The organism is Aeromonas schubertii, assembly GCF_000820105.1.
Lineage (GTDB): Bacteria > Pseudomonadota > Gammaproteobacteria > Enterobacterales > Aeromonadaceae > Aeromonas > Aeromonas schubertii.
In genome coordinates this window covers 1-20565 of record NZ_CDDB01000064.1, presented here as the reverse complement: position 1 = coordinate 20565, position 20565 = coordinate 1, and the positions used below count along the sequence as shown (strand labels likewise).

The 20565-nt window shown below is 60.5% G+C and carries 18 protein-coding genes and 1 tRNA gene; 7 read left to right on the top strand and 12 right to left on the bottom strand.

Features of this window, described 5'->3' with window-relative positions:
• Positions 1-70 precede the first annotated feature (70 nt).
• Positions 71-1852 carry a gamma-glutamyltransferase gene (ggt, locus tag BN1133_RS12710; protein WP_050666890.1) on the top strand — a complete coding sequence of 594 codons (1782 nt, stop codon included), beginning with the start codon at positions 71-73 and terminating at the stop codon, positions 1850-1852.
• Here ggt and BN1133_RS12705 read toward each other — a convergent pair whose 3' ends face one another.
• Positions 1853-2605 carry a substrate-binding periplasmic protein gene (locus BN1133_RS12705; protein ID WP_050666889.1) on the bottom strand — a complete coding sequence of 251 codons (753 nt, stop codon included), beginning with the start codon at positions 2603-2605 and terminating at the stop codon, positions 1853-1855.
• Between the two features lie 482 nt (positions 2606-3087).
• Here BN1133_RS12705 and pykF point away from each other — a divergent pair, with 482 nt between their 5' ends.
• Positions 3088-4500 carry a pyruvate kinase PykF gene (gene pykF / locus BN1133_RS12700; RefSeq protein WP_050666888.1) on the top strand — a complete coding sequence of 471 codons (1413 nt, stop codon included), beginning with the start codon at positions 3088-3090 and terminating at the stop codon, positions 4498-4500.
• Between the two features lie 50 nt (positions 4501-4550).
• Here the strand turns inward: pykF and BN1133_RS12695 are convergent, their stop codons facing one another.
• The 7 genes from BN1133_RS12695 to BN1133_RS12665 form a co-directional block, all read right to left on the bottom strand.
• Positions 4551-5663: a response regulator gene (locus BN1133_RS12695; RefSeq protein WP_197273675.1), complete on the bottom strand. Its 1113-nt coding sequence runs from the start codon at positions 5661-5663 to the stop codon at positions 4551-4553.
• On the bottom strand, positions 5656-8751 hold the full coding sequence (locus BN1133_RS12690; protein WP_050666886.1) for a hybrid sensor histidine kinase/response regulator: 3096 nt from the start codon (positions 8749-8751) through the stop codon (positions 5656-5658). The genes BN1133_RS12695 and BN1133_RS12690 overlap by 8 nt, the downstream gene beginning before the upstream one ends.
• Entirely contained in the window at positions 8744-9331 is a 588-nt protein-coding gene (locus BN1133_RS12685) for a SpoIIE family protein phosphatase (protein WP_050666885.1), read from the bottom strand. The genes BN1133_RS12690 and BN1133_RS12685 overlap by 8 nt, the downstream gene beginning before the upstream one ends.
• A complete protein-coding gene (locus tag BN1133_RS12680; protein WP_050666884.1) occupies positions 9331-9729 on the bottom strand; it encodes an anti-sigma regulatory factor in 399 nt (132 codons plus the stop codon). Before BN1133_RS12680 ends, BN1133_RS12685 begins: the two co-directional genes overlap by 1 nt.
• Positions 9726-10070 carry an STAS domain-containing protein gene (locus BN1133_RS12675; RefSeq protein ID WP_050666883.1) on the bottom strand — a complete coding sequence of 115 codons (345 nt, stop codon included), beginning with the start codon at positions 10068-10070 and terminating at the stop codon, positions 9726-9728. Before BN1133_RS12675 ends, BN1133_RS12680 begins: the two co-directional genes overlap by 4 nt.
• 6 nt (positions 10071-10076) lie before the next feature.
• Positions 10077-11000: a protoglobin domain-containing protein gene (locus BN1133_RS12670; RefSeq protein ID WP_050666882.1), complete on the bottom strand. Its 924-nt coding sequence runs from the start codon at positions 10998-11000 to the stop codon at positions 10077-10079.
• 86 nt (positions 11001-11086) lie between these two features.
• Complete coding sequence (locus tag BN1133_RS12665; protein WP_050666881.1) at positions 11087-11983, bottom strand: LysR family transcriptional regulator ArgP; 897 nt, start codon at positions 11981-11983, stop codon at positions 11087-11089.
• A 97-nt stretch (positions 11984-12080) separates the two neighbouring features.
• Here BN1133_RS12665 and BN1133_RS12660 point away from each other — a divergent pair, with 97 nt between their 5' ends.
• The 3 genes from BN1133_RS12660 to BN1133_RS12650 all read left to right on the top strand — a co-directional run bounded on the left by BN1133_RS12660 (position 12081) and on the right by BN1133_RS12650 (position 14525).
• Positions 12081-12725, top strand: a complete 645-nt coding sequence (locus tag BN1133_RS12660) for a LysE/ArgO family amino acid transporter (protein WP_050666880.1) — start codon at positions 12081-12083, stop codon at positions 12723-12725.
• Positions 12722-13219 carry a YbaK/EbsC family protein gene (locus BN1133_RS12655; protein WP_050666879.1) on the top strand — a complete coding sequence of 166 codons (498 nt, stop codon included), beginning with the start codon at positions 12722-12724 and terminating at the stop codon, positions 13217-13219. The genes BN1133_RS12660 and BN1133_RS12655 overlap by 4 nt, the downstream gene beginning before the upstream one ends.
• 127 nt (positions 13220-13346) lie before the next feature.
• On the top strand, positions 13347-14525 hold the full coding sequence (locus tag BN1133_RS12650; protein ID WP_050666878.1) for a dicarboxylate/amino acid:cation symporter: 1179 nt from the start codon (positions 13347-13349) through the stop codon (positions 14523-14525).
• A gap of 186 nt (positions 14526-14711) precedes the next feature.
• On the opposite strand, the gene gcvA is transcribed toward BN1133_RS12650, so the two are convergent.
• The gene (gcvA, locus tag BN1133_RS12645; RefSeq protein ID WP_050666877.1) at positions 14712-15683 is read right to left on the bottom strand and encodes a transcriptional regulator GcvA; all 972 of its coding nucleotides are present in this window, start codon (positions 15681-15683) and stop codon (positions 14712-14714) included.
• A 238-nt stretch (positions 15684-15921) separates the two neighbouring features.
• On the opposite strand from gcvA, the gene BN1133_RS12640 reads away from it, so the two are divergent.
• Positions 15922-16695 (top strand): SDR family NAD(P)-dependent oxidoreductase, encoded by a 774-nt coding sequence (locus BN1133_RS12640; RefSeq protein ID WP_050666876.1) that lies wholly within the window; start codon positions 15922-15924, stop codon positions 16693-16695.
• Between the two features lie 235 nt (positions 16696-16930).
• Here BN1133_RS12640 and BN1133_RS12635 read toward each other — a convergent pair.
• Positions 16931-17020: transfer RNA gene (locus tag BN1133_RS12635), tRNA-Ser, on the bottom strand.
• Positions 17021-17204: 184 nt separating this feature from the next.
• On the opposite strand from BN1133_RS12635, the gene BN1133_RS12630 reads away from it, so the two are divergent.
• Positions 17205-17882, top strand: coding sequence for a Crp/Fnr family transcriptional regulator (locus BN1133_RS12630; RefSeq protein WP_050666875.1), 678 nt, complete (start codon positions 17205-17207; stop codon positions 17880-17882).
• A 41-nt stretch (positions 17883-17923) separates the two neighbouring features.
• Here the strand turns inward: BN1133_RS12630 and tsgA are convergent, their stop codons facing one another.
• Together tsgA and deoD are read right to left on the bottom strand one after the other, a co-directional pair.
• Positions 17924-19084, bottom strand: a complete 1161-nt coding sequence (gene tsgA, locus BN1133_RS12625) for an MFS transporter TsgA (protein WP_050666874.1) — start codon at positions 19082-19084, stop codon at positions 17924-17926.
• A 33-nt stretch (positions 19085-19117) separates the two neighbouring features.
• Entirely contained in the window at positions 19118-19819 is a 702-nt protein-coding gene (gene deoD / locus BN1133_RS12620; protein ID WP_050666873.1) for a purine-nucleoside phosphorylase, read from the bottom strand.
• Between the last annotated feature and the right edge of the window lie 746 nt (positions 19820-20565).

The window sequence follows — 20565 nt, the reverse complement described above, 5'->3', positions numbered from 1 at the left end:
AAAACTTGAAGAAAGGCTTCGATTGTGACAGTGTCGGGAATTCATCCACGACCGACACGGAGCCGTCACCATGCTCTTTAAGCCCCTCGCCCTCTCCCTGACCCTCGCCCTGCTGGCCGGTTGCGCCGACTCGCAGGGCTTTCACTATGCGCCCCCTCCCCAGACCCTGATCGCCCCCGAAGCATCGAGTGGCTGGACCGACAAGCCGGGCTGGCAGGGTCACGACTTCATGGTGGCCGCCGCCAACCCCCTGGCGGTAGACGCCGGCTACCAGGTGATCCGGGCCGGCGGCTCTGCGGTGGACGCCGCCATCGCGGTGCAACTGGTACTGACCCTGGTCGAGCCCCAATCCTCCGGCATCGGCGGCGGCACCCTGCTGCTGGTGTGGGACGGCCGGCAGGTGAGTGCGGTGGACGGACGCGAGACGGCGCCGGCGGCGGCCACCGACCAGCTCTTTATGAAAGAGGGCAAGCCGATGGACTTCTACGACGGGGTGGTGGGTGGCCGCTCGGTGGGGGCGCCCGGCACGGTGCGTGCCCTGGCCCTGGCCCACCAGCGCTACGGCAAGCTGCCCTGGCGGGATCTCTTCGCCCCGGCCATCACGCTCGCCGAGCAGGGCTTTGCCATCAGCCCGCGGCTGGCCGCCCTGCTCGCCAAGGAGCCCTATCTGGCCAGGGATGCCGACGCCCGTGCCTACTTCTACCTGCCGGACGGGCGTCCCAAGGCGGTCGGCACCCGCCTGACCAACCCGGCCCTGGCCAAGGTGCTGCGCACCCTGGCCGAACAGGGAGCGGACGCCTTCTATCAGGGGCCCCTTGCCGAGGCCATGGTGGCCAAGGTGCAGAGCCACCCGAGCAACCCCGGGCTGCTGACCTTGACCGATCTCACCGATTACCGCGCCAAGGTGCGCGATGGCCTCTGCTTTGACTACCGGGCACACAGGATCTGCGGCTTCCCCACCCCTTCGTCAGGCACCCTGGCGCTCGGCCAGATCTTCGGCATGCTGGAGGGGCGCGACATGAGCGCGCTGGCGCCGGTGAAAGGCGCTGACGGGCGCCAGGCCGCCTCGGCCGAGGCCATCCACCTCTACAGCGAGGCGGCCCGTCTCGCCTTTGCCGACCGCAACCGCTACGTGGCCGACGCCGACAAGGTGGCGGTGCCGGTGGCCGGCCTGCTCGACAAGGGCTATCTGGCCGAGCGTGCCCGCCTCATCGGGCCGCGCAGCATGGGCAGCGCCGCCCCCGGCACGCCACCCCGGTCCCTGGCGCGAGGACGGGATGCCACTCCCGAGCTCCCCTCCACCAGCCACGTCTCTATCGTCGACCCAAGCGGCATGGCCATCTCCATGACCAGCTCCATCGAGGACGGCTTCGGCTCGCGCCTGATGGTCAACGGCTACCTGCTCAACAACCAGCTCACCGATTTCTCCTTCACCTCGGTCGATGCGGCCGGCCTGCCAGTTGCCAACCGGGTCGAGCCGGGCAAGCGGCCACGCTCCTCCATGTCGCCCCTGCTGGTGTTTGACAAGCAAAGTGGCGAGCTGGAGATGACCCTCGGCTCCCCGGGTGGGTCGGCCATCATCAACTACGTGGGCAAGACCCTGCTCGGCACCCTGGACTGGGGCCTGACCCTGCAACAGGCCATCGATCTGCCCAACTTCGGCAGTCGCAATGGCCCCACCGAGCTCGAGCAGGGACGCACCCCGCCCGAGGTGGTGGAGGAGCTCAAGGCCAGGGGGCACGAGGTGATACTCGGGGAGCAGACCTCGGGGCTGCAGGGGGTGCAGCGCAATGGTGCCGGTTGGTTTGGCGCCGCTGATCCGCGTCGGGAGGGGATCGCCAAAGGGGAGTGATCAGGAGCGCCCGTCCCGCAGCAGTTTATCGACTCCGGGGGGAGCCAGGGGGGCAGCCAAATCGGGGGCCGCGAGCTGCCATTTGGCCCGGATCCGGCTTGCGACGCCCTCCTGCTCCAGCTGATGGAGTATGCCATTGAAGCGGGTCACCTCATCGGTGGAGACCCGCTCCCTGGCAAAACCGATACGGTATTCGACCTTCAGATCCAGGCCACCGAGCTGACGCACACCGGTGAGCCCGCTTCGGCGCAGATGATAATCGGCGGAGTGAATATTGCTGAAATAGAGGGGATAGCGACGATAGACCAGCTTGGCCAACCCCTTTGCATCGGCGTTGGGCTGCACGTCTATCGTCATGCCGACGCCGGTTCCCTCCACCACCTCCCGGTTGATCTGCTCGAGCAGATACTGGGTAAAGGAGGGGCCGAAGGTGCCCACCTTCATACCCGAGAGCGATTGTGCCGTGAGACGCTCGAGAGGTGAGTCGGCGACCCCGTAAAAACCGTAAGAGGTGGAGGCGATGGGTGTCGAGAAGTCCAGTTTCTGCAGCCGCTCCGGTGTCACCCCGAGGGGAAACATGGCATCGACCCACCCGCGCTCGAGCATCAGCCTGGCCCGGCGACTGGGGCGGTAGAGGATCTCACACCCCTCGGCCCGACGGCGGCAGGCCTCTTGCACCAGCTCCACCAATGCCCCCTGTGCCCTGCCCGACTCATCGGCAAAGGTAAAGGGGGCGAAATCGTGAACGACCATGCGAAGTGGCTGCCCGTGACCTGGGCGTGACAAGAGCGCGAGAGAGAGTAACAGCAGGAGACGATAGCGCGACATAAAATACCCATACGGACCCGGTTCGATAATACCTCGACCACAGGGGCTGGCGGCAATCCAATTGTCTTTTTTGTGAATAACTGCACGCTGGCCACCTCTCCCCCGGTGGGGAAACTGGCCGGCTGACCGGCTATCCTTCTTGCAGTGGCGAGAGGGGGTACTTGTCCCAAGCCGTTGTTATTAGACTACGATTGATCGCCATCATGGGCTTATCGGCTCCAACAGAGAACACCTTCTGTTATGGGCATGTAACTTGCTCCATAAGGGAGAAAGGGAAAATGGTAGCGAAAACGTTACCGTTAAAAAGAAAACGTTCTCTGGCCAAAACGTTGTTTCTGGATCATAAAAAGTATCCAAAAACTGGTGTATATTGCCGGGCGAAAATTCCTTTAACCATGAAGACTGACATGAAAAAGACCAAGATTGTCTGCACCATCGGTCCCAAGACCGAATCCAAAGAGATGCTGGCCAAGCTGCTGGACGCTGGCATGAACGTCATGCGCCTGAACTTCTCCCACGGTGACTACGAAGAGCACGGCACTCGCATCCGCAACCTGCGTGAAGTGATGGCCGAGAGCGGTCGCAAGGCCGCCATCCTGCTCGACACCAAGGGTCCGGAGATCCGTACCATGAAGCTGGAAGGGGGCAATGATGTCTCCCTGGTTGCCGGCCAGACCTTCACCTTCACCACCGACCAGACTGTCGTGGGTAACAAGGACAAGGTTGCCGTGACCTATGCCGGCTTTGCCAGCGACCTGCGCGTGGGCAACCGCATCCTGGTTGACGACGGCCTGATCGGTCTGGACGTCATCGAAATCACCGAGCGTGAAGTGATCTGTAAGGTCCTGAACAACGGCGATCTGGGCGAGAACAAGGGCGTTAACCTGCCGGGCGTCTCCATCAAGCTGCCGGCCCTGGCCGAGAAGGACAAGCGTGACCTGGTCTTCGGTTGTGAGCAGGGCGTGGACTTCGTTGCCGCCTCCTTCATCCGCAAGAAGGAAGACGTGCTGGAAATCCGTGAGCACCTGAAGGCCCACGGTGGCGAAGCCATCCAGATCATCTCCAAGATCGAGAACCAGGAAGGCCTGGACAACTTCGACGAGATCCTGGCTGTCTCCGACGGCATCATGGTCGCCCGTGGCGACATGGGTGTCGAAATCCCGGTTGAAGAGGTGATCTTCGCCCAGAAGATGATCATCGAGAAGTGCAACAAGGCGCGTAAAGTGGTTATCACCGCGACCCAGATGCTCGACTCCATGATCAAAAACCCGCGTCCGACCCGCGCCGAAGCCGGCGACGTGGCCAACGCCATCCTGGACGGCACCGATGCGGTCATGCTGTCCGGCGAATCCGCCAAGGGTAAGTACCCGCTGGAAGCCGTGACCATCATGGCCACCATCTGCGAGCGTACCGACGCCGTGATGCCCTCCAACCTGTCTGCTGCCAACGACAGCAACAAGCTGCGCATCACCGAAGCCGTGTGCAAGGGCGCGGTCGAGACCTCCGAGAAGCTGGATGCCCCGCTGATCGTGGTCGCCACCGAAGGCGGCAAGTCTGCCAAGGCCATCCGCAAGTACTTCCCGAAGGCCTGGATCCTGGCCATCACCACCAACCAGAAGACCGCAGCCCAGCTCTCCCTCTCCAAGGGCGTGATGGCGCACGTGGTTGACTCCATCGCCTCCACCGACGACTTCTACCGTATCGGTATGGACGTCGCGCTGCAAAGCGGCATGGGCGTGAAGGGTGACGTGGTTGTCATGGTCTCCGGTGCTCTGGTACCGAGCGGCACCACCAACACCTCCTCCGTGCACGTGCTGTAATCACAGCCCCGTGACGAAAACGGCGCCTGATGGCGCCGTTTTTTTTATTCTCATCCCGCCAGGGGTCGAACATCCTGCTGCGGACACTCCTCGTCCTGATATTGCCTGGCAATCTCCTGAAAATGTCCCTCGATCGCCAGGAAAGCATCCACCACCTGAGGATCGAAGTGCTGCCCTCTCCCCTCCCTGATGATTTCCACCGCCTTTTCATGGGTGAAGGCCGGCTTGTAGACGCGCCTCGATATGAGTGCATCGTAGACATCGGCCACGCTCATCAGGCGTGCACTCAGGGGTATCGTCTCTCCTTTGAGTCCTTGCGGGTATCCACTCCCGTCCCACTTCTCCTGATGGCAATAGGCGATCTCATTGGCCAGCCGGAGGAAATCACACTTGAAATCGAGAGCATTCTCGACAGTTTTTAGGACGTTGAGCCCCTGTGTCGTGTGGCTCTTCATCACCTCAAACTCGTCGGAGGTGAGTTTGCCGGGTTTGAGCAGCACCTCGTCAGGGATCCCCACCTTGCCAACGTCATGCAGGGGGGCGGACTTGAAGAGCAGTTCAATGGCAGAAGGGGTCAGTTGCTCCCTGTGATGCCCATCGGCCACCAACTGCAGCGCCAGGGCCCGGATATAGTGCTGTGTACGCCGAATGTGATTGCCGGTCTCGTTATCACGGGTCTCAGCCAAAGATGCCATGGCAACGATGATGGCATCCTGCAGCACCTCAAGTTCATGGGTGCGCGCCTTGACCCTCTGCTCCAGCACCTCATTCTGCCTGGCCAACGCAGCCCTGGCTTGCCTGAGTCTGATGTGGGTCCTGACCCGGCTCAACAAGATGGGGGGGCTAATGGGCTTCATGATGTAGTCGACCGCCCCCACGCTAAAGCCCATCTCCTCATCCTCTATTTGGGACTTGGCGGTGAGAAAGATAACGGGGATCTCGGCCAGCTCGGGATGCTCCTTGAGACGACGACACACCTCATAGCCATCGAGCTCGGGCATCATCACATCCAGCAGGACCAATTCAGGCTGACTACGCTGACAGATCTCCAGCGCCTGTGCCCCGTTGACCGCCACCAGGATCCGGTAATGGGGCTTGAGCAGCCCGATCAAGACAGCCCGGTTTTCGGGATTGTCGTCGACCACCAAAATTGTCTCATTCATCCCTGGCCTCATCCAGCTTGTCGAGATCGAGGGGATAGATGGATACTGCTTTGTTCAGCACCACTCTGGCCGACTCGAAATCACAGTCGTTGATGTACTTGCCACAATCGGAAAAATCATCAGGATTGAGCAGATCTTGAAGACACAAATAGTTCTCTTCAAAGTAATCGATCGCCGTTGCATCCATATCGAGCAACAGCTGTGCCAATCGATAGAGCATGGATCGGGTGGCGGGATCCAGCTCTCCCCCCTTGACCCGCTGGGGAGGAGGACGGTTAAGGGCCGAGGCCAGTTGCCCGAAGAAGTCACCGAGGTGCTCCCCCATCTCTGCGAGGATCGCCTCAACCTCTTCTTTGCTTGTCATTTTGCTCAGTGCCAACTCAAGACGCGATGCAATATCGGAGGTCAGCACGGCTCCGAGGTTGGCCGAGGTCCCCTTGAGGGTATGGGCATGACGCACGGCCAATTCCCTCTCCCCCTTCTCCAGGGCAATGCCAATCCGGCGCACTATATCGACCTGTTCATCCATCATCTGCGAGAGCAGGCGGGTATAGAGCTTTTCATTGCCAGCGACACGCAGCAGGCCGTTTTTGACATCGAGGGAGGCGATACTCTGCAGCCGCTCGACAGGCGCCGATCTCTTGGTCCCGGGTGAGGCGGGCCTGGTGATCTCCCGCGAGCCCTGACACCAGCGGCTGATGGTTCGATAGAGCAGGTCGGGGTCGATGGGTTTGGAGATATGATCGTTCATCCCCAAGGCAAGGCAGCGATCGCGCTCCTCCACCATGGCATGGGCCGTCATGGCAATCAGCGGCACCTGATCCCACTCCTCCATGGCACGGATCCGTCGGCTGGCCTCATAACCGTCCATGATCGGCATCTGCAGATCCATAAAGATGATATCGAACGGCATTTCCCGCAGCCTGGCGTCTGCCAACCGATCCAGTGCCTCCTGACCGTTGCTCGCCACCGTCACCAGCAACCCCTTGCTCTCCATCAGCTCGATGGCAATCTGCTGATTGATCTCGTTGTCCTCGGTCAGCAGGACGCGGATACCGGAGAGAGACCAGCTCGACTCAGGAGTATCCTGCCTCTGTAGCGTCTTGCCACCGGGCTCGGCCCCCATAAAGAGGTTCATCAACATATCAAACAGATGGGAAGAGCTGACCGGTTTGGTCAAAAAGCCGGCGGCATCGACACCCGCCATCTCCCCCAGCACCTCATCCTTGTCATAGGCGGTCACAATCACGATGCCTGGCTGTATCTCGGCAGGAAGCTCGCCACGGATCCGTTGCGATGTTTCGATACCATTGAGCTCGGGCATATTCCAGTCCATGAACACCAGCTCAAACGGAGTCTCCTTCTCCTGTGCCTCCTTCAGGGTGCGCAGGGCGTCCATCCCGCTCGATACCGCAACCACCGGAACCGACATGGCCGTGAGCAACTCGCCCAGAATATCTCTGGCGTGCTCGTTGTCATCGACGATGAGGGTGCGAATACTCGAGAGTCGACCCGGTACCACCTCATGGTGACGCTCCGGCTGCTCGCTGGTGCCAAACCAGATGTTGAAGATGAAGTGGCTCCCTCTGCCCGGTGTGCTCTCGACCCGGATCGCGCCCCCCATGAGTTCGACCAATCGCCGGCTGATCGAAAGCCCCAACCCGGTTCCCCCATATTTGCGGGTCGTGCTGCCATCGGCCTGGGTAAACGCCTGAAACAACCCCCTGGTCTGCTTCTCGGTCATCCCGATCCCGGTATCCGAGACCTCGAAGATAAGCTCGATCTTCCCGGGTTGTACCTCTCCCCTGCTGACCGAGACGGAAATCTCCCCCTGCTCGGTAAATTTCACCGCATTGTTTACCAGATTGATGATCACCTGACCCAACCGCAGGGGATCGCCACACAGCGCCTTCGGTACCTCTCTGGGAATGGCAAAGAGCAGCTCGAGTCCTTTATCGAATGCCTTCTGTCCCGTCACCATGGAGACATTGTGAAACACATCTTCCAGATAGAAGTCGACCTGCTCCACCGAGAGCTTGCCGGCTTCGATCTTGCTGAAATCCAGAATGTCGTTGATGATTCCCAGCAGCAGAGTCGCCGAGGTGTGGATCTTGCTGATGTAGTCGTGCTGCTTGGGGGTAAGCTCGGTATTGAGCGCCAGGTGGGACATACCGATGATGGCATTCATGGGCGTTCTGATTTCGTGACTCATGTTCGCCAGGAACATGGACTTCACCTCGACGGCCTCTTCAGCCTTGACCTTGGCCTCACTGAGCTCTCTTTCTGTTTGCTTTCTTGACGTCACATCCCTCAAAAACATGGCCGCCCGGCAGCATCCCCCCAGCTCGAAGACGGAAATCCCGAGGTCGACGGAGACCTGGTGCCCCTCCCTCGTATAAGTGGGGACCTCGTAGGAGCCCTCTTTGAGCATGGCCGCATGAGCCAGCCGCAAGGGGAAGGTGAGCACGGAGGAGAGCGACTCGGGAAGGACCATCTTCAGCAGCTCGAAGAGAGAGGCTCCCATGACCTCATCGACCCCATAGCCATAGGTTCGCTCGGCGGTGCGATTCCACAACAGGATCTTCCCCTCGCTGTCGATGATGGCCAGGCTCGAGGGCGCCCCCTCGATAATGGTTCGCGCCATCTCTTCACTGGCGACCAGATCGGCAGTGCGCCGGGCAATCTCTTGCTCCAGCCCCTCCTGATGAGCCGCCAATACCTGATTCTTGGCATGTAATTCATCGAGCAGTTCATCGCGGTTTTTTTCACGCAGCTGGCTCGCCAGCACCTGGCGCGCCTCCATCTCCACGGCCCTGCGACCATCAAGCGTCCACTCGGATCCCTTGCCTTCCCCCTCATTCGCCCCGGCAACCGAGAAGATGACCCCGAACTCCTGCAAGGCAATCTGCAGCTCCAGTGAGGCGAATCCCTCAAGTTGCGCCAAAAGCCAGGCATCCATGGTCAACAACCAGCGATCCTGTTCACTCTGGGCATAACCATAGCTGCGAGCCAGGGCCAGCAGTTTGTGCCGAAAGGCAATGAGGCTGCTCTCGGTCGAGCGAACCGTGAGGGAGACGGACTCAGCCATGGCGACACCTGGCCACCACAACGGTGGCGTCATCATGGTGCTTGGCAAAGTGCTCCATCATGTAACCGGCGATATCAGAAGGACTTCGCAGAAAGAGGGAAGGATCCTCCTCCAGCGGAATATTCTCCCGGATCCCGTCCGATGTAATGATAAAGAGCGCCTGGGGCTCCACCTCCCCCTCCTGGGTCAGCAGCGTCGGGATCATCTCGCACACGATACCCGACTGGGCGTGGAAAGAGACCCAACTGCCCCATCCCCGTTTCCTCAACATCACGTTTCCCACCCCCACGGTCTGAAACCGATTCTCCTCCAGGTCGATGCTCAGCATAGTGATGGCCGCCCCCAAGGCACCTTGAAAATGCAGGTGAACCATCTCCATCAATCCCGCCACTGTGGCGGCAGGACACGACTTGATAAAGGACTCCATCTCACGGGCCAGCTGTGCTGCTTTCTCCCCATGCCCCAATACATCGATGACGGCGATAAAAACAACCCGTTCCCGATTGAGGATGACCACACCATCACCAGAGACCGATTCACCAAAACAGGGGGTCTGCCGCATCGCGACCTGAACTGACATCATCGCCTCCATTTGGTCACCGTCACTCTGGTGCCTTGCGCCGAGGTGCTAATAGAAAACTCATCCATCAGACGCCGTACTCCGGGCAACCCCAGGCCCAGTGATTGCCCGGTCGAGAAGTGATCCATCAGGGCACTCTCGAGATCGGCGATCCCGGGGCCCCGATCGATGACGGTCACCCTGACCCCCTGCTCTCCTCGCTCGCTTAGATACTCAATCCATACCTCTCCACCCCCGGCATACTTGATGACATTGGTCGCCAGTTCAGAGACAGTGGTGGCCACCTCGCTCACCTGTTGCGCATCCAGACTGCAGGTCTGGCTATAGGTAAAGGAGCCCATCACGGCGATGGCGATGTCGGTCTCTTCCCGAAGGTGATAACACTCGGCATCTCTCATAAGAGCGCCATCCCTTGCTCCAGAGAAGCCACCGAGACCATGGTCGAGGTATCGACGCCCACATCCAGCATTCCCATTACCAGACCGGGCCTCAACCCCACGAAGATGCAGTGCCTCCCCATCATCTCGACCGCCTTGGCCAGGGACAGCAGTCCCTCCAGCTCATGACACCCGCAGGTCCTGATCCCCGAGAGGTCGATCAGCACCCCCTTGACCCCCCCCTCACTCAAGCGTGCGAGCAGGGTCATCTCGAAGGTTGATAGCAGCGTCAGGGAGAGATCGACCTGTAACGAGACGATGAGGGCCTGCCTGAGACGATTGATAGTGATGGCCTGCTCCATAGAGTCCTACTCTCTCTCATCGAAGTGAGATCGCCCCTGAATGTTGAGGCCAACCGTCTTGAAGGCACTCTCGAGGGCATCGCGCAGGGTGGCACTGGTTTTGACCTCACCCACATTGACCCCGAGTTGCACCATGGTCTTGGCGATGGAGGGGGAGACCCCGGACACCAGGCTCTCGCACCCCATCAACTTGGTCGCCTTGGTGATCTTGATGAAATGGTTGGCTACCGCCGTATCGACTACGGCCACACCAGAGATGTCCATGATAAAGACCTTGGCTCTTTGCTCAGAGATCTTGTTGAGCACCGCCGTCATGATGTCCTGGGCCCGCTTGGAGTCGATGATCCCGACAATGGGCAGCATCAGCACATCCTGCCAGATGGTGGTCACAGGGGTCGACATGGCCAGCAGGGCCTCACTCTGCTCGGCAAATCGCTTGTTATTGAGACGGGCATAGGTGTCCACCACTATGGTGGTGTCCATGTGAAGCAACTTGGTAAACGCCGTCACCAGGGCACTGTACTCATCGCTATAGAGGCTTCCGTCATACATGCGCTTGGTGAAGATCAACATCGACATGTTCATGCCGGCAAAATAGGTGGGCAGAGGCAGACCGACCCTGGCGTGGATCTCCCCCACCATGACTCGCTCCTGCACGTATTGCGCATTGATCTGGGCGCCGAAGAAGCTGCGCCAATAGGTCAGTTGCTGCTCCTGCACATGAGCCAGGCGCTGGGTATCGCTGAAGAATTGTTCGAAGGCGGGGGTCGTTCTCAACCAGCCGTAGAAGTGAGTCACAAACTCATTGATCTTGGGCAAAATGGTCTGGCCAAATTTGCGGATCAGGGCGAGATCACTCTCAGTCAGATCGTGGAGCGCCATCAAGGCCGCCGGGTCGTCGAGCAGTGACTCGCTCGTTTTTTTCAACATCGCTTTCCTCCATGAACGAGAGCGCTATCCAGCGGCTTGCTGTTTCTCCCTGTCTGTAGAGGATAGAGCAGTAATGAGACCCTTTATCACCCTTGTGCCAGAAAAAGGCGGGCCGAGCCGATGCAGGTCTCGGAGAGGCGGGCCAGCAGACCGCTTTCGAGGGCCCAGCGGTGCCAGTAGAGGGTACGGCTCACCCCCTGGCCCGGCAGCAGATCCACCAGCTCACCGCTCGCCAGCTCCGGCTCGATCATCAGCCTGGGGATGAGGCAGTAGGCACAGCCCTGCAGGGCCAGCTTGACGAAGGCCTCCGACGAGCGCACCACATGGTGCGGCCAGGCCACGGAGGAGAGGGCGAAGCGCTCGGCGAGAAAGACGCCGTGCATGTCGTCATGGGGGTCGAACACCACGGCGGGAGCACGGGCCAGGGCCCCGGCATCGATGCCATCGGCAAAGTAGTGGCTGGCGAAGGCCGGGCTGGCGACACAGAGGTAGTCGAGCCGCCCCAGGCTGTCGCTGACGCAGCCCGCCATGGGGGTCGGCTCGCTGCTGATGGCGGCCACCGCCTCGCCGGAGCGCAGCCGGTTCAGAGTACGGCTCTCGTCGTCCACCATCAGATTGAGCAGCAGCTGTCCCGAGCACATCAGGGGAGTGAGGGCCGGCAGCAGCCAGGTGGCCAGGCTGTCGGCATTGGTGGCAATGGCCAAAGAGAGGGGGCCACTGCCCTCCGGTGAGAGGGCCGGGTGCAGCTCCTGCTCCAGCAATTGAACCCGGCGGTAGTGGCCGAGCAGACGCTGCCCGAGCTCGGTAGGACGGGGCGGGGTAGCGCGCACCAACACGGGCTGGGCGAGCCAGCGCTCGAGCTGCTTGATGCGCTGCGAGATGGCCGACTGGGTGACGAAGAGCGCCTGCGCCCCCTTGTCGAAGCCACCGTGGGCCACCACGGCATCGAGCGCCGCCAGCCAGTGATAGTCGAGTCCTCGCATGATTCACCATTAGCAAAACTGATAATCCATTAAGATTATTAGTTTCACTAAAGCATAGCCACTCTCTAAGCTGCTCCCATCACAGCGGAGAAGCCTCATGAAAGAACTCATCCCACTCTGGCAAGGCCTGACGCTCGGCCTGGCCATGATAGTCCCCATCGGCGCCCAGAATGCCTTCGTCCTCAATCAGGGGATCCGCCGTCATCACCACCTCATGGTGGCGGCCATCTGCATCGTCTGCGACGTCTTTCTCATCACCCTGGGGGTGTTTGGTGCCGGCGCTGTCATGAGCAGCCAGCCGCTGCTGCTCGGCCTCATCACCGCCGCCGGCATCCTGTTTCTCGCCACCTACGGCAGCCTGGCGCTTCGCAGCGCCCTGCGCCCGGCCGGTGTATCCGGTGAGGGTGACGGGGTACGCCTCGTCGGGCGGATGGCGGTGCTGCTCGCCACCCTGGCTGTGACCCTGCTCAATCCCCACGTCTACCTCGACACCCTGGTCATCCTGGGCTCCCTCGGCAGTCAGCTGGCCGGCGACGAGCGCCCCTGGTTCGCCCTCGGTTGTCTGCTCGCCTCCCTGCTCTGGTTCAGCGCCCTGTCGCTCGGCGCGGCCCGCTTCGCCCCCGTGCTGAGCCGCCCTCGGGTCAAGCAGGGCATCGATCTACTGGTCGGATTTATCATGCTAACCCTGGCCGGTCAGCTCTCCCTGCAACTCCTTGAGTCCCTTGGCGCGGAGGCCCTATGACACTGCAAGCCCTCTTCGATACCTGCCGCCAGCTCTTTGAGCGCAGCGCCGTCCCCCATCAGGCGTGGCAGCACAAGCCCATTCTCGATTACGAGACCGATGCCCGCCTGGCCCGCGAACTTGGCTGGCGCGCCGAGCCCACCAAGAGCCTGTTTCTGCGCTGCAAGGATGGCAGCCACGCCCTGCTGCTGACCCACAGGGACAGCCGGCTCGATGCCAAACGGCTCAAGGCGGTGCTCGGCCAACGCCCCTCGGTATGCAGCGACGAGGAGATGAGCGCCGTCACCGATTGCCTGCCTGGCGCCGTCTGCCCCTTCGCCCTCCCCTCCTCCATTCCTCTGGTGGTGGACCCTTGCCTGCTGGCCTGCGAGGAGCTGATGTTCACCCCGGGCTTGCCGGAGTGGACCTTTGCCTTCAAGGGGTTGCATCTGCCCGATCTGCTGGCACAGCTCCCCAACCCGGTGTTCTGGCTGGGGGAAGAAGCCAGTCATTAATTCGGAAGTGATGAGTTTTTCCGCTGGTTAGTCGGTTTTAGGCAGGCATTCTTGCTGGTTTTGTGTTAAAAACCTCCGCCTGATTAAAACAACACACAGACAGACAACACAACCTGCGGATATTCCAATGAAACTGATAGCGAAACTGCTGGCCGGCATCTTGCTCGGCCTTCTGATCGGCCTCTACGCCCCCGAGTGGATGGCGCGGCTCGTCTTCACCGCCAAGGCGCTGATCGGGCAGCTCATCACCTTCACCATACCGCTTATCATCCTCTTCTTTATTACCAGCGGTATCGCCAGCCTGCCGAAAAACTCCGGCCGCCTGCTGGGCCAGACGGTCGCCCTCTCCTATGGCTCGACCCTGATGGCCGGCACCCTGGCCTTCCTGGTTGCCAGCCACTTTATTCCTCTGCTGGCCAGCACCAGCGTCATGACCAGCCAGGAAGGGGTCAAGCTTGCCTCTTACATCAAGCTGGAGATCCCGCCCCTGTTTGGGGTGATGACGGCACTGGCCACCGCCTTCGTGTTTGGCATCGGCATCTCGGCCACCGAGTCCCATGACTTGCGCAAGGTGGCCGACCAGGGACGCGACATCATCGATCGCCTGCTGGCCCGGGTGATCATCCCCCTGCTGCCCCTCTACATCGCCGGCGTCTTCGTCGAGATGACTGTCGAGGGCACCGTCTTCACCACCCTCAAGACCTTCGGGGTAGTGCTGGTGATGGCCATCCTGATGCACTGGCTCTGGCTCAGCGTGCTGTTTGTGGGCACAGGCCTGGCCCAGGGTCGCTCACCGGCTGCCCTCATCAAGAACATGCTGCCGGCCTACTTCACCGCCATTGGCACCATGTCGAGCGCCGCCACCATTCCGGTGGCCCTGCGCGCCAGCAAAAATAACGGGGTGAGTGATGGCATCGCCAACTTCACCGTGCCCCTGTGCGCCACTATCCACCTGTGTGGCTCCACCATTACCCTGGTGACCTGCGCCACCGCCGTCATGTTCCTCTCCGAGCACCTGGCCATCCCGAGTCTCTCCGAGATGCTCCCCTTCATCATGATGCTGGGGGTGGTGATGATAGCAGCTCCGGGTGCCCCGGGCGGCGGCGTGATGTCGGCCCTGGGCCTGCTCACCTCCATGCTCGGCTTCGGTGACGCCTCCATCGCCCTGATGATCGCCCTCTACCTGGCCCAGGACAGCTTCGGCACCGCCTGTAATGTGACCGGTGACGGCGCCATTGCCCTGTGGGTCGACCGCTTCGCCAAGGGTCAGCAAGGGGCCCCGGCTCTGGAGCAGGACGCAGCCTGACACCAAGATGCAGAAGGGAGGCCACTGGCCTCCCTTCCTCTTTCCCCTCTGCTCCATCGCCCCTTGCAACAAGAGCAGCTCGACACACCTGGTAGAGGGGGTCACCATGCCTCGGCACGGCGCCAGGATTGATCCGGACAGGGGAGCGACCGTTCAAAACGGCGATGGGTTTGATGAGCCAAGCCATCACCCCTTACCCGCTCTGACTGACCGATGATCGGCCCCGCTATCTGCCACTTGCGGGGAATGATCACGAGCCTCCTGCATCAACCAGTCTCGAAAGACGGCTTGTCGGGGAGCATAGCCGCCCCCATCCCTGCATACGATGTAATACGCAAGCGGCGTCTCGAAGCGTATGTCTTTAAACAACCGGACCAATCGCCCTGATGCAAGGTCACCACTTGCCATCACACTGCGGGCCAGTGCAATGCCGTGCCCTTCGATTGCCGTTTGTAACACTGCGGCCGAGTTATTGATTTTCATACCCCGGATGGTCGACTCAACCTTCACTCCCGCCTGTGTAAGCCAGCTACCCCAGGTGGGGAAACCACTGTGGCTGTCCATTGAGAGATCATGGATGAGTGTTTCGCCCAGCAAATCGGCAGGTTGCTGCAAGCGATGCGGGTCGAGTAACAGTTGCGGCGAGCAGACCGGGTAGATCTCCTCATCCATCAACCTGGTGGCCGTCAGGCCAGGCCAATGCCCGAGCCCGTAGCGGACGCCGATATCGATCCCCTGCGCGGCAAAATCCACCGGTTTCAAGTTGGTATCCAGGCGCACATCCGTGTCGGGACACACCTCTTGAAACCGATCAATACGTGGCAACAACCACTTGGCCGCAAAGGCGGGGCTCACCGCAACGGTCAATACCCCGGCCAGCGCCCCTTTTCGTATTTTCGTCACTCCCAGCCCCAGTCGTTCAAATCCCGCGCTGATATCAGGCAGTGCTCGCTCGGCGCTGTCCGTCAGCACAAGCCTGGCTTTACCGCTGCGCTGCCTGATAAAGAGCGGGGTACCCACCCACTCTTCGAGGTGCCTGACCAGTTGGCCCACGGCGGCCGGTGTGACATGCAGCTCTTGTGCTGCGGCAGAAAAACTCAAGTGCCTTGCGCTGGCTTCGAACGCCCGTAAGGCATTCAGATGTATGGGTGTCTTCATATCGATAAAGTTTTTCTTTCACGTCAGCAGAGTTTATCTCGGTTGTGACGATCCTGTAACCCGTGAAAAATGGCCCCCAGATGAGCGCGGCAAGACCTGCCCCCGGCGCGGGAGCAACGCTGTCACCTCATCGATATCACGTTAATGAACGACTGTGGCCCCTTGCTCGGGAAGCCACCTTTATCCGCCAGGAAACAGACAAGCCTGGCGAGCAACCCATGACAAAGAGGCTTTCACTATGAACAATCAATTCAGCGGCAAGAAGTTACTGGTCGTCGGTGGCACCAGCGGCATGGGGATGGAAACGGCGCGTATCGTACTGGCTCAGGGTGGCAGTGTTGTCATCGTGGGACATCGCCCCGAAAAGAGTGAAGAGGCCCGCAAGACCCTGGCGACCCTAGGTCCGGTTTGGGCACTCACCGCCGATCTTACCAGTGAGGCGGGGATCAACCGCTTGCTAGGCACCATAGAGACCGAACATCCGGATGTCGACCTGCTGGTCAATGCCGTTGGGGTTTTCTTCCCGAAACCCTTCCTGGAGCACAAGGATGCGGACTATGACCAGTATATGGCACTCAACAAGGCCTTCTTCTTCATCACCCAGAAGGTGGCCGCCAACCTGGTCGCCAGGGAGCGGGCAGGCGCCATCGTCAACATCGGATCCATGTGGGCAAAGCAAGCCATCGCCGCCACCCCCTCCTCTGCCTACTCGGTGGCCAAAGCCGGGCTACACTCGCTGACCCAGCATCTGGCGATGGAGCTGGCGCAGCACAAGATCCGTGTCAACGCGGTCTCCCCGGCTGTGGTGCAAACCCCCATCTATGAAGGGTTCATACCCAAGGATGAGGTGCACAACGCCCTGCAAGGCTTCAACAGCTTCCATCCCATTGGCCGGGTAGGGACTCCTCAGGATGTTGCCGAAGTGGTTGCGTTCCTGCTCTCCGACAAGGCGGATTGGGTCACCGGCGCGATTTGGGATGTCGATGGCGGCGTCATGGCCGGTCGCAATTAATCCATCAGGGGCAAGCCTGCGGGCTTGCCCTGAACCGTCACTCGAGCCAAGGCCAATGAGACCCGTCACCTGCCGAAATCCGGCGGGGAGATTTCCGTTGGCAGCGCGAGATGAGCCACGATGCCACCGGCCAATAGAGCGTCCATCCTGACACGCTCGAGCCTTCGCATGTTTTCGTCATCCTTCAGGAAGAGGAACAATAAAAAAGCCCACGCATCTGCGTGGGCTTGGTATGTGGCGGAGAGACAGGGATTCGAACCCTGGGTGGTATTGCTACCACAATTGATTTCGAGTCAATCCCGTTCGGCCACTCCGGCATCTCTCCGTGGCGCAGATTTTTACCCCAGCCGCCCCCAAAATGCAAATAACTTTTCCAGACGGATCAAGTAACTGGCCGCTTTTTCGGCGCCCGGCCCCCCAAAGGTTGCGCCAGGGCACACTCCGGCCCCCTTCCCTTGGTCGCGCCGCGCCACCATGCTCTAATAACCCCTTTTGGGGTGGAGGTAGGCATGCAGCTCAAACCTCTCTTCAAGGGACGCTTTCGGCGTCACTGGCAGGATAATCACGATCTGGTGATCCGTGTGGTCGAATCCTGTATCCGGGAGCGGCGTATGGTGGCAGAAGGAGAACATCTGCTGACCCAGGGGGAGAGCGATCCGCCCATGATGCTGGTTCCGGAGGGACGCATCGCCATGGGCTATACCGCCATGAACGGGCGTCGCTTTCAGCTTGGCACCATGGAGTGTGACAACCAGATCTTTGGCGAGATGGAGTTTTTCACCGGCTATCGCTGCCAGCTCGACATCCTGGCCCTGGAGCCCCTCACCATAGCCCGGATCGACAGTGCCTTGCTGGAGCAAGAGCTGCTGGCCCATCCCGAGGTGGCGCTCTTCTTCGCCACCGCCATGGCCATCGACTACCAGGACACGGTCGATATCTTTGCCTGCCGCATGCTCTTTCCCATCAGCTATAACATCGCCTGGGATCTCTACCACAGCTACCACCACGACAACCCGGTGAGCGGCTTTCGCAAAAGCTATCTGGAGGCCGAGCGCTTTGGCACCACGGATCGGGTCTATCGCCGCGCGGTCAAGGAGCTCGTCGAGCTTGGCCTGGTGCGCCGGGGTGAAGAGGGGCTCGAGATAGCGGATCTGGCCGCCCTGCGCACCTTTCTGGAGCAGCCCTGACAACAAGGGGCCAACCGGCCCCTTGTCACATCGAGATGCAATCAGGCATGACAGGGTGCCGGACGGGCCATTTTTACCGATGCCAGCAACATCAACAGGATCACCCCGTAGAGTAGCGGAATCGCGTACATCACCACCTGCAGGCCGACCACCTTTTCTGCCACCGCACTGATGGCCGGGCTGAACATGGCGCCGGCGCTACCGCTGACCAGGATGTAAGAGACGTTCTTGCTGCTGGCCTGGCGCACAAACGAGACCCCATAGGCGATGAAGGCGTTATAGAGGGCGGCACAGACAAACCCGTAGCCATAGGTGAGGTAAGGCAGCCAAGCCAGAGAATCGCTCGTCACGATTACACCTGTGATCACCATGGCCAGAGTGATGATGGCGATAAGAAACAGGCGGATCGGCAGCCGGGTGACGATGAGTGTCGACACCAGCGCGCCCAGCAGGGCTGCCGTCCAGTATTGGGTGATGATATTGCCCGCCTCTTCGAAGGGAATGCCGAACTTGTTTTTCACAAACATGGGTGCCCAGGTAAGGAAGGTATAGAGGGCCAGCATGCCGAGAAAGAGACCGAGGCCACCACTCAGTACGCCCGCATTCCACTCGCAGCGCTCCTCCTGCTGAGCGCCGCCAACCCCGGCCCCGGAGAAATCGGTCATCCCGGCGATAAAGAGGGTCAGCAAAGAGACCATGCCCACCGCCAGATAGCTCCAGCTCCATCCCATGGAGTGGGTCAGGGTGTAGGTGGTTACCAGAGGGAAGAGGACCCCGGCCACGTTGAAGGTGGCATCTTGCACCACCAGCATGGTGCTCTGCATGCGTGACTGCCAGACACTCACCACCAGAGTGCCGGCGATGCAGAGGCCAACCCCTCCGCACAGACCGATCAGGGTCATGGCCCCCATCACCACCATCAGGGAATCGGTCAGGTGCAGGGCTGTAGCGGCGAGGGCAATTGTGCCGTAACAGAGCAGGGTCAGGCGCTTGATACCGACCCGCTCAATCAGGAAGAAGGCGGCAACGGTGCCGGCCAGGGCACCGCCGTTGAGCAGCGAGAAGATCGAGGCCACCTGATTGACGTCGGCACCGAAGCGGGCGGCAATCGGCTCGATCAGCATGCCAAATTGAGTGGCGAAACCGGCCATCACGAAGTTGGCCAGGAAGCTTATCGCCGTGAGGGAGAGTCTGTTTTTCATTATTAATGTCTCTCGAAGGGTACAGGGGGACCTTTAACAGGCCGTGTGCAGGGCAAGCTCAATCATCTGGTTAAAAGAGAGCTGGCGCTCCTGGGCCGTGGTCTCTTCGCCGGTCAGACAGTGATCCGAAACGGTGAGGATGGCGAGCGCCTCGATCCCCTGCTGGTGGGCCAGACCGTAGAGGCCTGCGGCCTCCATGTCGATGCCGAGCACACCGAACTTCTCCAGCGCCGGAATGAGGTTTTCGTCCGGATCGTAATAGAGATCGCCACTGAAGACGTTGCCGACCTTGACCGGGATACCCTGCTGCCGAGCCTGGCTGAAGGCCTTGTGCAGCAGCTCGAAGTCGGCTGAGGTGGCCATCTGATAACCGCTGCTGCGTTTGGCATTGGTGGGGGAGTCAGTTCCGGCGGCCTGGGCCAGGATCACATCGCGCATCTGCACATGGTGCTGGGTCGCCCCCAGGCTGCCGACCCGAATAATGCGACGCACGCCAAAGTCGTTCACCAACTCGTGGGCGTAGAGCACCATGGAGGGGATCCCCATTCCATGGCCCATCACCGAGATGCGCTGACCCTTGAAGTAGCCGGTGTAGCCGAGCATGTTGCGCACATTGGTCACCTCGCGCACATCCTCAAGGAAGGTCTCGGCGATGTAACGGGCACGCAGCGGATCCCCGGGCATGATGACGGTCTGGGCAAAATCGCCGGGCTGGGCATTGATATGAGCGGTCATTGTTATTGTTCCTGCTGGGTTCTGAGCATGGGCGCATCCTACCCCCCCGGGGCTGGCATCAAGCAGGACAAAAGTCCTCTTCCGCCGATCCGGATCACAAAGCGACAAGATGGCATGCGCCAAGGCGAGGGCAGTCTCTGGATTATTTGATCGGGCTCAAACAAACCACTTTATTTGGCGTCGAATGACCACAGAGCACTGGATGATTTAAGACCGGATTGAATATCATAGCGGCCGGTGCCCTGAGTCTGCGATGGGACCTTCCCATCCCGAGGCAATGAGCGCACTGGAAGCTGTAATTCAGGGGCGGTAGCGTGTTTTTTCCCCAATATGGACAGGCATCTTTTTAACATGGACAGGCATGGTTAAGCTGGGCATGGTTGAGCTGAACCATGGTTGAGCTGATGTCTTGCTCTTGCTGACTCCCCTTCCCCATCTATCCCTGTGCCCTGAGAGGCATTTTTCTCCCGGCAACAGCGCTGTTGGCCCGGGGATGGAAGGCCCAGAACGAGCGTGAGTGGGAAAAGACGCATGAAGACCCCTCGGCTGAAGGCCGAGTGAGAACATTGAAGGGAAACGGTCAGGCGCAGAGCCAGCGCCGGCCGTTGGCGAGCCCCTGTCGCCGCTTGCGCTGCAAATGCTCGCAGAAATGGCCCAGCTCGTCGGGTGTGCCGGCCGGCCCCTTGAACAGGCGGCGAAAATCCCGGGTCAGCTTCTCCCAGTGAGCGGCGGGCAATCCCAATCGC